We start from the raw sequence: 14,556 nt of genomic DNA, 5'->3' as shown, positions 1-14,556 counted from the left end.
CCTCCCCTCGTGGAAAAGGGACTGTCCCTTTTCCACGCGTCACATGAACTTCTTGAAGAGGCCCATGACCTCGTCGACGACCTCGGTGTCGCCCGCCTGGACGCGCTCGACCACGCAGGTCTCCAGGTGGTCGCGCATCACCTCGCGCGAGATGGCCTTCACGGCCGACTCAACGGCGGCGAGCTGCGTGAGGACGTCGCCGCAGTAGCGGTCGTCCTCCACCATCTGCCTGATGCCGTTCAGCTGGCCGACGGCGCGGTTGATGCGGGTCGTGACGTCGCGCTTGAGCTCGGGCGAGCGCGGCGTGTGCTTCTGCGTCCCGCACCGCGGGCAGGCGTCGTCCGCACGGTCCTTCTCGGTCATGGGTCCCCTCTCTCGCAGATACCCCCATGGGGTTCCTGTCGCGATGAGCTTATACCCCCATGGGGTACGTGTCAAACACACGAAGCGGCAATAGGGGGCAGTGGCAGACGGCGGGCGAGGTGCGCCCCCGGCATGGGGGGCGGCTCGCGCGCCGGGGCGGCCGCTAGTTGAAGGCGTGCTCCGCGGTGACGTCGGTGCCGGCAGCGGTTCCGTCGGTGCTCCACGCCACGAGCTCGTGCGTCCCGTAGGCGTACGCATAGAAGGAGTAGTCGCCGAGAAACACCGTGATGCCGTGGTTCGTGAGGAGGTACGGGTCCGCGGTGCCGCTCACGTACGACGCGGCGTTCGCGCGGATGGTGGCCTCGTCGGTGCCGTTCGCCCCCTCGGGGTGCGACGTCACGTACGAGACGATCGCATCGACCGCCGCGGCGTCGAGGTCCGCACGGCTCACGCCGAGGGCCTCCCACGGCTCGACCTCCTCGCCCGTGGCCATGTCAAAGACGAAGCCCTCGAGGTAGTTGTCGCCGTGCGCGCCCCAGAAGGTGGCGTAGCTGCTCACGCGCACGCCCACGTACTGCCCGACCTGCGCGTCCATCGAGGAGCGTCGGTCCGTGATCTCGGGGGCGGAGCTGTCGAAGGTCCAGGACTCGGACTGCGCGACGTCGGCCTCGTAGTCGGCGCGCAGCCGCTCATTGACGGCGTCCACGGCCGAGCCCTCCCCGCTCGCCTCGAGCCTGAGGCAGCCCCACTCGCTCTGCATGGTGCCGCTCTGCGCGTCGGGGCCGCTCTCCCACATCGGCAGCGTCACGGTCTCGAGCTCCTCGGTGCCCGTGTAGGTGAGCGACGCGGGGTCGGCAGCGGGCTCGTCCTGCCCCGCGTCCGCTCCGGCGTCGGCCGCCTCCCGGGCGTCGAGAAGGTCGCCGGCCAGCGACTCGAGCTGTGCCACGGTGTCGCGCGTCTGCTCCGCGGTCTTCTCGGCCTCCCCGGACGTGGAGAACTCGTCCTCGGTGAGCAGGGCGGAGGTGGCCTTGTCGGCGTCGATGCCGAGGAGCTCGTCGGCGTCCAGGGAGGTCTGGCCGTCGATCGGCTGGCCGTCGACAAGGATCGTGTAGCCGTCCGGGGCGCCGTCGGAGCCGACGTTCATCTGAAACTCGACGGTGTGGGCCAGGCCGAACGAGCCGTCGTCGCAGATGCCCACGTAGTTGATCCCCGAATCTGAGAGGTCCTGCTCGAGGTAGGTACGCGAGCCGTCGGTCGTGGGGACCAGCGTCACGAACGCGTACCCGCCGTTGGAGTAGCCGTGGTGTCCCGACCACACCTTGGTGGCGGCGTCGGACGCCTCGTCGTACTGCCAGACCTCCACGGTGTAGGAGTCGGTCGAGGTGGGGAAGCTTGTCGAGACGGACGGGTCGGAGGCGTAGGCCACCACGAGCCGCTCCGTGCCGTCCCCGAAGTCGACGAGCCGCGCGTAGCAGAGACCGTCGAGCCAGGAGAGGGCAACCTCCCCCGAGTCGCTCACGATCGACACCTCGCCGTAGGTTGCCTGGAGGTCGCGGACCACCTGGAGGTAGGCGCCGTAGCGGCCGAGGCGCACGGGCGCGGCCTGGGCGCCCTGGTCGGCGGACGGCGTCACGACGATCTGCTCGGGGAGCTGCTCGTCCGAGGCGCCGCCGTCGGGCTCGGCGCCCTCGTCGGCCACGGTCACGGGGGGCACGAACTGGGGCACACCGCCCTCGGGCGTGACGGTCACCTCGTAGGTGCCGGCGGCGAGCTCGCCGAAGTCGCTCATGGCGAAGCCGTTGGTGCCGTCGACGTCGAGCTGCGGCAGGGCGCTCACGTCGATGGCGCGGCCGTCGGGGCCGTCCGCCTCGCGCACGCGCACCACGTAGCGCGCGATCGGCGCGCCCGACGAGTCCTGCGGCACGATGCGGGTCACGCGCGACACGCGGACCGCCTCGCGCGAGCCGAAGGCGACCGTCGTCGCGCCCGGGCCGCCCCAGAGGCCCATCTGGTGCGTGACGAGGGCGGCCCCGGCGGCGAGGGCGACGAGCAGCACGACGACGATGGCCGCCACGAGGCCGCGGCGGCGCTTGGGGCACGCGGGCGGCTCCGGGGCCGGCGCGGGCGCGGGCTCCGGGTCGGGTGCCGGCGCCGGGGCTGGGGCGGGTGCCGGGTCGGAATCGGGCGCGGGCGGCTCCGGGGCCGGCGCGGGCGCGGACTCCGGGGCGGGTCGCGCCGTGACCGGTGCCCCGCACGAGGTGCAGAACTTGGAGCCTTCGGGAATCTCGGACCCGCACGCGGTGCAGAACATGGGCGCCCCCTGTCACTTGGCCGACGATACGGAAAAGTATGCCACACGGGCGCGGAGCCGGCGCGAGCCGCGGCCGACCGGAAGCTCCCGCTCAAACGTTCGGATGCGCAGGAGCTTCTCGCCAGCTCCCGAGCAGACGAACGCTTTGGCGAGAAGAACGCGCGCGGCCGGGAGCTTCTCGCCAACCCACGGGCAGGCGAACGCCGGCGGCCCCAGCCGGGCCCATCCCCTATCATGGACGGACCGCCAGCCCACGTCGGAGGACCCCATGGACGACCGCACCTACCGCACCCTCTGCTCGATCCTGCGCGAGGAGCTCGTGTGCGCCCTCGGCTGCACCGAGCCCATCGCCGTGGCCTACGCCGCCGCCCTCGCGCGCCGCACGCTCGGCGCGGAGCCCGAGCGCATGACGGTGGCCTGCTCCGGCAACATCGTCAAGAATGTGAAGAGCGTCACGGTCCCCAACTCGGGCGGCATGCGCGGCGTGGAGGCGGCCGCCGCGCTCGGCGCCGTGGGCGGCTCGGCCGACAGCGCCCTCGAAGTGCTCGAGAGCGTCACGCCCGCCCACGTCGCGCACGCGCGCGAGCTTCTCGCCACGCCCGACTACTGCACCGTCGAGCTGGCCGAAGGCGTGCCCAACCTCTACATCGACGTCACCGCCGAGGCCGCGGGCCACACGGCGCGCGTGGTCATCGCCGAGCACCACACCGACATCACCCTGATCGAGCTCGACGGCCGCACGCTGCGACGCGCCGACGACGGCCGCCCGGACGCGCCGGACGCCGAGAAGGCCGACCGCTCCGGCATCACCGTCGAGGCGATCCTCGACTTCGCCGAGACCGCAGACCTGGACGACGTGCGCGACGTGCTCGAGCGCCAGCTCACCCTCAACGACGCCATCTCGCGCGAGGGTCTCGACAACGCGTGGGGTGCCGAGGTGGGCCGCACGCTCATGGAGGCCCGCCCGCACGACGTGGCCACCCGCGCCCGCGCCCGCGCCGCGGCCGGCTCCGACGCGCGCATGAACGGCTGCTCGATGCCCGTGGTCATCAACTGCGGCTCGGGCAACCAGGGCATCACCTGCTCGATGCCGGTGCTCGAGTACGCCGAGACCTGGGGCGTGGACCGCGACCGGCTGCTGCGCGCGCTGATCGTCTCCGACCTCACGGCGGCGCACCTCAAGAGCTACATCGGCAGCCTGTCGGCGTTCTGCGGCGTGGTCTGCGCAGCCGCCGGCGCGGGCGCGGCCATCTGCTGGATGGGCGGCGGCACGCGCGACCAGGTGGGCGAGACGATCGTCAACACCCTGGGCAACGTGGGCGGCATCGTGTGCGACGGCGCCAAGTCCAGCTGCGCGGCCAAGATCTCGGCGGCTGTGGACGCCGCCACGCTCGGCTACGAGATGGCCGTGGCGGGGCGCGGGTTCCGCGGCGGCGAGGGCCTCGTGCAGGACCGCCTCGAGGACACGATCCGCGGCATGGGCTACGTGGGCCGCGTGGGCATGCGCGACACCGACGTGGAGATCCTGAACATCATGATCGGCAAGACCGACGTGAGCCGCTGCTGACGCGGCGCGGGCGCCGACGCCGTCACACGAGGTCGTAGGGCATGCGGCGCGCAACGAGCCACGAGAGCGCGCAGAAGGGCCACGTCAGCGGCACGAGGGCCAGGCACGCGAGCCTGAGCAGGTAGAAGAGCGCGCGGCGAAGGCCCGAGCGCGGGCGCGTCTCGCAGGTCATCCGCACGAAGCCGCCGCCCGGGGTCTCTCCCCCGCGCAGCCACGGCACCACGCCCTCGACCACGAGGAACACCGCGGCGAGCACGGCCGTCTCCAACGGGGCGAGAAGCTCCTCGACGCGCGCGTCAAGCCCGAGCGCCGCGAGCGCGAGGCGCGCCAGCGAGCCCACGAGGACCCACGCGCCGCCCACGAGCGCCATGTCGAGGCACCACGCCACGCCGCGACGCACGAGGCCCGGCTCCGTGGTGGGCGCGCCGTCGCGCTCGGGGCCGGCGAGCGGCAGGACCCGCTCCACCAGCCGCGCGAGCCCCCAGCCGACCATCGCGCCCCCGACGTTCCAGGCGAGGTCGTCCACGTCGAAGGTGCGGTACGCGTGCGGGTAGATCCCAAAGAGGCCCGTGAGCTGGGCCGTCTCGATGGTGAACGACGCCATGAGCGCGAGCGCGGCGGTGCGGGGCGCGCCCCATCCGGGACCGCGGCGCGCGATCACGCCGAACGGCACGAAGAACGCCACGTTGGCCAGGATCTGCGGCACCGCCGAGACGCCGTCCCGGGCGAGGTCGGCCAGAAACCCGAGCGGGTTCAGCTGCGGCGGCACGCCGTAGGTGATGCCGGGCCCCGACGTGCCCTCGGGCAGCGGATAGAGCGTGAAGCACACGAGCGAGAGCGCGTACAGCACCGACAGGTACGCGCCCACGGCCGACCACGCGCGCAGCCGGCCGTCGCGATGGTAGAGCAGCGCCAGGATCGGCAGCGTCAGCGCGAGCGAGGCGAGCGGCCACAGCGCCAGCGCCAGGGCGAAGCTGTCGCTGAAGGAGCCGAGGAAGCGCGAGAGGAGCCCCATCTAGCGCCGCGCCCTTCTCGCCACCAGGGCGAGCGCCGCCGCCATGACCGCGATGACCGCCTGATAGGCCACGAGCTCGCCGGCCGCCCTGATCAGGCCGGCCAGTCCGCGATGACGTCCGTGCTCCATGGTGCCTCCCCGCGTGCGGGGTCGCCCCCGCGTCGTCCTGACGTGCTCCCGTCGGGCGCGGCGCGCGAGTCGCCGGCGGCGCCGCGCCCCGGGTGGCCTCGATTGTGCGCGAGACCCGCGCGCGGGGCCATCGATTGGCCTTACGCCCACGTGACGCTTTGGTAAGGTTGCGCGGAGCCGGGCCGGGCGGCGCGGGCGTCAGCCGCGGGAGGCGCGCGGCAGCGCGCTCATGGCCACGCGGACCGCCTCGTCCTCGTCGTCGGTGACGACCATGAGCTCGGGGTCAAGCGGCGAGATGTTGCCCGCCTCCGTGACCGTGCCCTCGAGCCAGTCCATGAGGCCACGCCAGTAGTCGGTGCCGAAGAGCACCACCGGCGTGCGCGTGACCTTGTGCGTCTGCACGAGCGTGAGCAGCTCGAACGCCTCGTCGAGGGTGCCGAAGCCGCCCGGGAACACGATCGCGCCGCTCGAGTATTTCACGAACATCGTCTTGCGCACGAAGAAGTAGCGGAAGGTCATCCCCAGGTTGACCCACTTGTTGATGCCCTGCTCGTGCGGGAGCTCGATGCCCAAGCCCACGGACTTGCCGCCCGCGCGCGCCGCGCCGCAGTTGACGGCCTCCATGATGCCGGGGCCGCCGCCCGTGATCACGGCCACGCCGGCCTGAGCGAGCTTGCGCCCCACGTGGCGCGCGGCGCGGTACATCGGGTCGGTGCGCGGCGTGCGCGCCGAGCCGAAGCAGGTCACGGCCGGCCCGAGCTCCGCGAGCGCGCCGAAGCCGTCCACGAACTCGGCCTGGATGCGCAGGACGCGCCAGGGGTCCATGTGCAGCCAGTCGGTGGACTCCTCGGGGGCGAGCAGGTTGCCGGTGGTGGTGTCGGAGGGGATCATCGGCCCGCGCATGATCACGGGGCCGCGGTGGTAGGTGGTGTCGAACGGGGTCTCCTCGGCGCCGGTCGCGCCGGTCCTCTCGTCGGTCTTCTCGTCTGCCATGGTGCTCCTTTCGTCAGGCGTCCCACGCTACGCGCGCCGCGTCAGGGACGGGTAAGCGAGCCATACCGGTTGTGTACCCAGTCGCGGAGGCGCGGGCTTCTCGGCTTGCGGCGCTTCTCGCCCCGCGGGCTTCTCGGCCCGCCGCCCTTCTCGGTCCATTAACCCGCAAAAAATGATTTCATAATCATATAATTGCAGGAAAGAAAAACGTACTTGTCAGATTATGCGTGTTAATGGAGGGCGACGAGGGTAGCGATGCGCCTGGCGAGAAGGACGCGCGAGCGCGGCCGCGACCCTACGCCAGCCCGAGCGCCACGCCCGCCACGTGCGCCGCGAACGTGACGACCCACGCCACCACGCACTGCGTAACCACCACCACGGCGGCGTAGCGCCCGCCCAGCTCGTTCTTCACCGCGCTGATCGCGGCCACGCACGGCGTGTAGAGCAGCACGAACACCAAGAAGCAGAAGGCCGTGAACGGCGTGAACAGGCCGGTCAGCGCCGCCGTGGAGCCGCCCAGCAGCACCGTGAGCGTGGCCACGACGTTCTCCTTGGCGCCGAAGCCCGCCACCAGCGCCGCCACCACGACCCAGTTGCCAAAGCCCAACGGCGCGAACACCGGCGAGACGAGCGCGCCGATCTGCGCGAGCAGGCTCTGGGACTGGTCAGCCACCACGTTGAGGCGCACGTCGAAGGTCTGCAGGAACCAGATGACCACGCTCGCCACGAAGATGATCGTGAACGCGCGCGTGATGAAGTCCTTGGCCTTGTCCCAGGCCAGGCGCATCGTGGTCGTGAGGCTCGGCATGCGGTAGTTGGGCAGCTCCATCACGAAGGGCACCGGGTCGCCCCTGAACGCCGTGCGCTTGAGCACGAGCGCGGCCAGCACGCCGACACCTAAGCCGAGCACGTAGAGCCCCACCATCACGAGCGGCGCGCAGCCCGGGAAGAAGAGCGCCGTGAACAGGGCGTACACCGGCAGCTTGGCCGAGCAGCTCATGAACGGCGTGAGCAGGACCGTCATCTTGCGGTCGTGCTCGGAGGGCAGCGTGCGCGTGGCCATGATCGCCGGCACCGAGCAGCCGAAGCCGATGAGCATCGGCACGAAGCTGCGCCCCGACAGGCCGATCTTGCGCAGCAGCTTGTCCATCACGAAGGCCACGCGCGCCATGTAGCCGGAGTCCTCGAGCACGGACAGCAGCACGAAGAGCACCACGATGATCGGCATGAAGGTGAGGACCGTCCCCACGCCCGCGAAGACGCCGTCGATCACGAGCGAGTGCACCACGGGGTTGACGCCCCACGCGGTGAGCCCCGCGTCCACCATGCCGGTGAGCCAGTCGATCGCCAGCTGCATGAGGTCCGAGAGCCGCTGGCCCACCAGGTCGAACGTGACCCAGAACACGAGCGCCATGATGGCGATGAAGACGGGCAGCGCGGTGTAGCGGCCCGTGAGCACGCGGTCGATCGCCACCGAGCGGGCGTGCTCGCGGCTCTCGCGCGGCTTGACCACGCACGCGCCGCAGACGGCCTCGATGAAGCCGAAGCGCATGTCCGCGAGCGCCGCCATGCGGTCGGTGCCGGCCTCGTCCTCCATCTGCGAGATGATGTGCTCGATGGCGTCGAGCTCGTTCTGGTCGAGCCCGAGCGCGTCGATGACCAGGTGGTCGCCCTCGATGAGCTTGGTCGCCGCGAAGCGCACCGGGATGCGGGCCGCCTCGGCGTGGTCGGCCACGAGGTGCGCGATGCCGTGGATGCAGCGGTGCAGGGCGCCGCCGTCGGGGCCGTCCGGCGCGCAGAAGTCGATGCGGCCCGGGCGCTCGTGGTGGCGCGCCACGTGCAGCAGGTGGTCCACGAGCTCCGAGATGCCCTCGTTCTTGGCGGCCGAGATCGGCACCACCGGGATGCCGAGAAGCCCCTCGAGCCGGTTGACGTCCACGGTGCCGCCGTTCTCGGTGAGCTCGTCCATCATGTTGAGCGCGAGCACCATCGGCCGGTCGAGCTCGATGAGCTGCAGCGTCAGGTAGAGGTTGCGCTCGATGTTGGTGGCGTCAACGATGTCGATGATCGCGTCGGGCTCGGTCTGGAGGATGAACTGGCGGCTCACCACCTCCTCGCTCGTGTACGGGCTGAGCGAGTAGATGCCGGGCAGGTCGGTGACCGTGACCTCGTCGTGGCCGCGCACCTCGCCGGACTTCTGGTCCACCTTGACGCCGGGGAAGTTGCCCACGTGCTGGTTGGAGCCCGTGAGCTGGTTGAAGAGGGTGGTCTTGCCGCAGTTCTGGTTGCCCGCCAGGGCCACCGAGAGCGGCGCGCCTTCGGGCGTGGGCCGCTCGTCTCCGCGCGGGCGGTAGGTCCCCTCGCCGAGGGCGGGGTGGGCCGTCGAGGACGAGCCCGTGGGGTTGGCGCGCGGCGTGTTGTGCGCGTCGTGGACGTTCTCGAGCGCGATGCGGGCGGCGTCGGCGCGGCGCAGCGTGAGCTCGTAGCCGCGCAGGCGGATCTCCAGCGGGTCACCCATCGGGGCGACCTTGACCATCGTGACCTCGGTGCCGGGCGTGAGCCCCATGTCCAGGATGTGCTGGCGCAGCGACGCCTCGTCGCAGTCCACCGACGCCACCACGGCGTCCTTGCCTATCTCCAGCTCGTCAAGCGTCATGCCAAAGCCCCCTCATGCTCCGTTCGGACGCCATTCTAGCGCGGGGGCGCGGCACGTGCCCGAGGAGCGGAGCGCGGCGGGGGCGGGCGAGGGAGGGGCGCGACCGAGGGCCGGGGGCCGCGCTCCGGGGAACCCGTGGCCGGGCGGCCCCGCGCCCCCTTCGGCCCACAAATCGGCCATCTGTGTTTTGCCGGCCCACAAATGACGCATCTGTGTGCCGGCCGTCCAGCGAGAGGGACACAGATGTCGAGAAACCCGTCATCTGGGTGGCTCGGACGTACAAATCCGGCTCCGAAAGCCTGTCCTTCTCGCCCGCCGGCCCACAGATAGGGCATTTGTGGGCCACGAATACACAGATGCGGTCAAACCTGTCAGGCGCCCCGGATACGGGCCGCGGCGCGGAATCAGAGCCGACCGGCGATCGCGTGGGCCACCACGAGGACGAGGCCGGCCACAAACAGCGCCACGTGCCAGGCGAGCGGTCGGGCCAGGCGAGGGCGCACGGGAGCGAGCATGCAGGCCCCGGAGGCGAGAAACGCCGCGACGGCAGCCCATCCGAGCGCGTAGGCCGCCGGGTGCGCGCCAGAGCCGTAGGCCATTGCCGCGACGCCGTGCACGACGGCCGCGACGCACAGCACCACCGAGGCGCGCACGTGGGCCGCCCCGCCCGAGCGCTCGCCGCGCCGTCCGGCGTGCGTTCGCACGAGATGGACAACCAGGTAGATCAGGGCGACGAGCGCCACGAGGGCGCTCACGATCTCAACGAGAAGCACGGGCGTCACGGCTGGACTCCTTCTGCGCGGGGGCCTTTCGGCGGGACGGCAGAGTAAGTTAGCCGAAGATTACTTTGTTCGCAAGCGCGGAAATCGTGGCCGCGCGCGCTTCTCGCTGACCTACGCCCGCGCGAGCAGGGCCACGCCGAGGGCGCCCGGGCCGCAGTGCGAGGTGATGACGTTGCCGGTGTCGTACCACTCCACGCGCTCGAAGCCCAGGTCGCGCGCGTGGGCCTCGGCCGCGTCGCGCACCTGGTCGGGCAGGCCGGGGCTCCGCACGAACGTGATGACCGACGGGTCGAACTCCTCGCGCAGCGCGAGGTAGTCAATCAGCGTGACGGCCGCCGACGCCATGGAGCCGCGCAGCTTCTTGGTGGCCACGAGCCGGCCGTCCACGAGCTCCACCACCGGCTTGATCTTGAGCAGCGTCGCCCCGAGGAAGGCCACGTTGGACAGGCGCCCGCCCGCGCGCAGGTAGCCGAGGTCGCCGGGGAGAAACGCCATCCGCACGCGCGCGGCCAGTGCCGCTGCGGCATCGCGCGCCTCGTCGACGCCCGCGCCCGGGTGCTCGCGCAGCCACGCGGCGGTGCCGCGCACGACGAGCCCCTGCCCCACCGTGACGTGCTTGGTGTCGAGCGTCTCCACGTAGTCGCGCCCCTCGGCCGCCGCGAGCGCGGAGTCGAGCGAGCAGGTGGTCGCCGCCGAGTACGCGAGGTGCAGGATCCGCGCGTCGGGGTCGGCCGCGTGGATGCGGTCGAAGGCCGCCTGGAAGTCGGCCGGCACGCAGCCGCTCGTGCGCGGCAGCACGCCGAGCTGCCGGCACCGCTCGAGCATCTCGGAGGGCGAGATCGTCCCGTCGTCGATGGTCCGCTCGCCAATGGAGACGTGCATCGGGACGAGCTCGATGCCCAGCTCGGCCGCCTCGTCGGCGGGGACGTCGCACCCGGTCTCGGCCGTTATGATCACGCGCGCCATGTCGCTCCTCTCGTCGCTGCCGCGGCCGTGCGCCGCGCACGCACATTGTACGGGCGCCGCTCCCCCGCCGTCCCTCCCCCTCCCACTCGCATCGGCGACCGCGCTTTTCGCAGACGACACACAACTTCCGGCGCCGGATGTGAGATGCTGTAGAGTCGCATAAAGAGGAGAGGGGCCACGTCGGGAGGGGGCGCCGTGTACCTTGAGCACATAGGTTCGCCGGCCGACGTGCGGGCGCTCCCCGCGGAGGCGGTTCCGAGGTTGTGCGCCGAGATTCGCGAGGCCATCGTCTCGAGCTGCGCGGCGCGCGGCGGCCACGTGGCCTCCAACCTGGCCGTCGTGGAGCTCACGGTGGCGCTGCACCGCGTCTTCGAGACCCCGCGCGACAAGGTGGTCTTCGACGTCTCGCACCAGACGTACGCCCACAAGATGCTCACCGGCCGGGCCGCCGCCTTCACCGACCCGGCGCGCCTCGGCGAGGTCTCGGGCTTCTCGTGCCCCGGCGAGTCCAAGCACGACCTGTTTGCCACGGGCCACACCTCGACCTCGGTGAGCCTGGCCTGCGGGCTGGCCCACGCGCGCGACCTCGCCGGCGAGACGTACGACGTGGTAGCCGTCATCGGCGACGGCGCGCTCTCGGGCGGGCTGGCCTTCGAGGGGCTCGACAACGCCGCCGAGCTGGGCAGCGGCCTCATCGTCGTGGTCAACGACAACGAGTGGTCCATCGCGCCCAACCACGGCGGCATCTACCGCGACCTCGCCGAGCTGCGCGCCACCCGCGGCGCCAGCGAGCACAACGTCTTCCGCGCCCTCGGGCTCGACTACCGCTACGTCGAGAACGGCCACGACGAGGCGGCCCTCGAGGCGGCCCTCGCCGAGCTGCGCGGGTGCGACCACCCGGTGGTCCTGCACGTGCACACCGAGAAGGGCCACGGCTACGCGCCGGCCGCCGCCGACCCCGAGCGCTGGCACCACGCCGCGCCGTTCGACCCGGCGAGCGGTGCCGTCGAGGCGCCCGCGCGCCCGGCCGGCGCCCCGGCCGACCCCGCCGCCACCGAGGAGACCTACGCGAGCGTCACCGGCGCCCTGCTCATGGACTGGATGCGCACCGACCCGCGCGTCGTGGCGGTGAGCGCGGCCACGCCCTACATCATGGGCTTCACGCCCGAGCTCCGCGCGCGGGCGGGGGCGCATTTCGTGGACGTGGGCATCGCCGAAGAGCACGCCGTGAGCTACGTGACGGGGCTCGCCCGCGCGGGCGCCCGGCCGGTCCTGGGCATCTACGCCACCTTCCTGCAGCGCGCCTACGACCAGCTCTGGCACGACCTGTGCCTCAACGGCGCGGCGGCCACCATCCTGGTCTTCGGGGCGTCGGCGCTCGGCAACACCGACGCCACCCACCTGGGCTTCTTCGACGTCCCGATGCTCGGGGCGCTGCCGGGCCTCACCTACCTCGCGCCCACGTGCATCGAGGAGTACCTCGACATGGTCTCGTGGTCGATCGCGCTCGAGGGCGGTCCCGTGGCCATCCGCGTGCCCGTGGCGGGCGGCGTGGTGTCGCGCCCGGGCTTCGAGCGCCCGGAGGACGGCTACGAGCGCGGCTGGGAGGTCGCGCGGGACGGCGAGGGTGTGGCGGTCCTCGCGCTGGGCGACGCCTTCCCGCTCGGCGAGCGCGTCGCCGACGAGCTGGGGCGCCGCCTCAACGTGCGCGCGACGCTTGTGAACCCCCGGCGCGCCACCTCCGTGGACGAGGGCCCGCTCATGGACCTCGCCGAGCGCCACCGCCTCGTGGTCACGATCGAGGACGGCGTGCTCGAGGGCGGCTTCGGCGAGCGGGTCGCCCGCGTGCTCGCGCGCCGCGGCGACGTGCGCGTGCTCGCCCACGGGCTGCCGCGCGCCTTCGTGGACCGCTACGACCCCGCCGAGCTTCTCGCCGGCTGCGGGCTCACCGTGGACGGCATCGTGACCGACGTGGCCGCCGCCCTGCGCGCGTAGCCCCCCTACTCCACGCCGTCGGGCTCCACGGCCTCGGCGGCGTCCCCGATGTCGGCCGCGGCCTCCTCGCGCGCGGCGCGGGCCTCCGCGAACTTCTCGCGCATCGTGGGGTTCTTCCAGGTGAGCTTGCGGATGGTGAGCTCGTCGGCCTTCTTGTTGGCCAGGCGCAGCTGGTTCTCGGACGAGGTGAGGTTCTCCTTGACCTTCTGCAGGCGCGCGATGGCCTTGTCGATCTCCTCGATCGCGGCGCCGAACTTGCGGCTGGCCGTCTCGTAGTTCTTGCCGAACTTGTCCTTGAAGTCCTCGAGCGCGTCCTCGAAGTGCGTGATGTCGATGTTTTGCTGACGCACCTCGGCGAGTTCGCGGCGATAGGCGTGGGCGTTCTCGGCGGCGTTTCTCAGCAGCGTGATCATGGGGATGAAGAACTGCGGGCGGATCACGTACATCTTCTCGTACTCGTAGGAGACGTCCACGATGCCGGCGTTGTAGAGGTCGCTCTCGGGCTCGAGCATGGAGACGAGCACCGCGTACTCGCAGCTCTTGTTGCGCCGGTCCTGGTCGAGCTTCTTGAAGAAGTCGGCGTTCTTGTGACGGTTGGCGGCGGCCGAGGCGTCGTCCTCGTTCTTCATCTCGAACATGATGGAGACCAGCTCCACGCCGTCGGGGTCCGTCTCGCGGAAGACGTAGTCGCCCTTGGAGCCGCCCACGACGTCGTTGTCCTTGTGGAACTCGGCGTTGCGGAAGGCGGTGGCGCGCCAGCGGTTGAACTCGGCCTCGCAGTGCTGCTCGAGCGTCTCGCCGATGAGCTTGGTCGAGAGGCGGGCGCGCTGGTTGCGCAGGCGCTCGATCTCGTCCTCGCGGTCGCGGATGGTCTGGTCCTTGTGGCTGGCCTGCTCGGCCATCTGCTGCCTGAGGGAGGCCTCCACCTGCTCGCGCTCGGAGCGGGCGGCGCGCAGGTCGCCCTCCCGGCGGGCGATGCGCTGGCACTGCTCCCCGGTGGCCTGGCTCACGGCGAGGGCCTTCTCGGTGGAGAAGGCCTGCTCGCGGGCCTTGAGCCGGGCCTCGAGCTCCGCCGCGCGGCGCTCCGAGGCGGCCAGGCGCTCGGCGAGGTCGCGCTCGGCGGCGGCACGCTGGTCCGAGAGGCTCTTCTCGGCCTCGGCGCGCTGCTGCGCGAGGTCCTTCTCGGCCTGGGCGCGGGCGAGGGCCAGCGCGTCCTCGCCCCGCTTGACCTGGGCCTCCAGCTGCGCGATACGCGTGTCCCTCTGGGCGGCGGCGCCCTGCGCCTCCTGGCGAGCCCGGGCCACGGCCGCCTCGACGGCGCTCGCCCGCTCGCGCTCGGCCATCGCCTCGCGGGCCTCGACCTCGCGCTTGAACTCCGCGTCGCGCACCTGCCGCACGATCTGCGCGTACTCGGACTCGTCCACCTGGAAGACCTCGCCGCAGTGCGGGCACCTGATCTCTGCCATCGCTCCCCCGTTCGCCGTGACGTGGCCTCTAGGGTAGCCGTTCGCCCGGACAAAAGCCCGCGCCTGGGACGCCGCGTCACAAGTTGGGCGGTTTTTGGCGGACCCTCTGGGTAGCCCGATGTGACAAGCTTGCAAAATGCCTGGTAGAGAGATGGCACCTCACAGGTGATACTTGAGACGACCCCGTAAAACCGCCCAACTTGTGAATCGCGGCGCCCTCACGCCCGCCGCGGCCGAAAAAAGGGCCCCGGGGGGGGGTTCCAGGCGCTGAAGAGGGGGCCGACTGCCCCCCTCCCCCTTGTGTTCGTCTCAC

The 14,556-nt window shown here is 71.6% G+C and carries 11 protein-coding genes; 2 read left to right on the top strand and 9 right to left on the bottom strand.

What is annotated here, in order from left to right:
• Positions 1-39: 39 nt before the first annotated feature.
• Both ACWTSU_RS04785 and ACWTSU_RS04780 read right to left on the bottom strand, forming a co-directional pair.
• Positions 40-363, bottom strand: coding sequence for a metal-sensing transcriptional repressor (locus ACWTSU_RS04785; protein ID WP_455138738.1), 324 nt, complete (start codon positions 361-363; stop codon positions 40-42).
• Positions 364-526: 163 nt separating this feature from the next.
• Positions 527-2,674, bottom strand: a complete 2,148-nt coding sequence (locus ACWTSU_RS04780) for a zinc ribbon domain-containing protein (RefSeq protein ID WP_455138737.1) — start codon at positions 2,672-2,674, stop codon at positions 527-529.
• Between the two features lie 268 nt (positions 2,675-2,942).
• On the opposite strand from ACWTSU_RS04780, the gene ACWTSU_RS04775 reads away from it, so the two are divergent.
• Positions 2,943-4,241, top strand: coding sequence for an L-cysteine desulfidase family protein (locus ACWTSU_RS04775; protein WP_455138736.1), 1,299 nt, complete (start codon positions 2,943-2,945; stop codon positions 4,239-4,241).
• Between the two features lie 22 nt (positions 4,242-4,263).
• On the opposite strand, the gene ACWTSU_RS04770 is transcribed toward ACWTSU_RS04775, so the two are convergent.
• The 6 genes from ACWTSU_RS04770 to ACWTSU_RS04745 all read right to left on the bottom strand — a co-directional run bounded on the left by ACWTSU_RS04770 (position 4,264) and on the right by ACWTSU_RS04745 (position 10,782).
• Entirely contained in the window at positions 4,264-5,256 is a 993-nt protein-coding gene (locus tag ACWTSU_RS04770; RefSeq protein WP_455138735.1) for a VanZ family protein, read from the bottom strand.
• The gene (locus tag ACWTSU_RS04765) at positions 5,257-5,385 is read right to left on the bottom strand and encodes a hypothetical protein (protein ID WP_455138734.1); all 129 of its coding nucleotides are present in this window, start codon (positions 5,383-5,385) and stop codon (positions 5,257-5,259) included.
• Positions 5,386-5,583: 198 nt separating this feature from the next.
• Positions 5,584-6,378, bottom strand: a complete 795-nt coding sequence (locus ACWTSU_RS04760) for an LOG family protein (protein ID WP_455138733.1) — start codon at positions 6,376-6,378, stop codon at positions 5,584-5,586.
• A 295-nt stretch (positions 6,379-6,673) separates the two neighbouring features.
• On the bottom strand, positions 6,674-9,034 hold the full coding sequence (gene feoB / locus ACWTSU_RS04755; protein WP_455138732.1) for a ferrous iron transport protein B: 2,361 nt from the start codon (positions 9,032-9,034) through the stop codon (positions 6,674-6,676).
• Between the two features lie 404 nt (positions 9,035-9,438).
• The gene (locus ACWTSU_RS04750; RefSeq protein WP_455138731.1) at positions 9,439-9,816 is read right to left on the bottom strand and encodes a hypothetical protein; all 378 of its coding nucleotides are present in this window, start codon (positions 9,814-9,816) and stop codon (positions 9,439-9,441) included.
• A gap of 111 nt (positions 9,817-9,927) precedes the next feature.
• Complete coding sequence (locus ACWTSU_RS04745; protein ID WP_455138730.1) at positions 9,928-10,782, bottom strand: DegV family protein; 855 nt, start codon at positions 10,780-10,782, stop codon at positions 9,928-9,930.
• 195 nt (positions 10,783-10,977) lie between these two features.
• On the opposite strand from ACWTSU_RS04745, the gene ACWTSU_RS04740 reads away from it, so the two are divergent.
• The gene (locus tag ACWTSU_RS04740; protein WP_455138729.1) at positions 10,978-12,777 is read left to right on the top strand and encodes a 1-deoxy-D-xylulose-5-phosphate synthase; all 1,800 of its coding nucleotides are present in this window, start codon (positions 10,978-10,980) and stop codon (positions 12,775-12,777) included.
• 5 nt (positions 12,778-12,782) lie between these two features.
• Here ACWTSU_RS04740 and ACWTSU_RS04735 read toward each other — a convergent pair whose 3' ends face one another.
• Complete coding sequence (locus ACWTSU_RS04735) at positions 12,783-14,243, bottom strand: DUF2130 domain-containing protein (RefSeq protein WP_455138728.1); 1,461 nt, start codon at positions 14,241-14,243, stop codon at positions 12,783-12,785.
• Positions 14,244-14,556: the final 313 nt, after the last annotated feature.

It is taken from the genome of Thermophilibacter sp. (assembly GCF_966187215.1).
The sequence above is the reverse complement of the archived record's forward strand: the minus strand, read 5'-3'. Positions and strand labels throughout refer to the sequence as shown.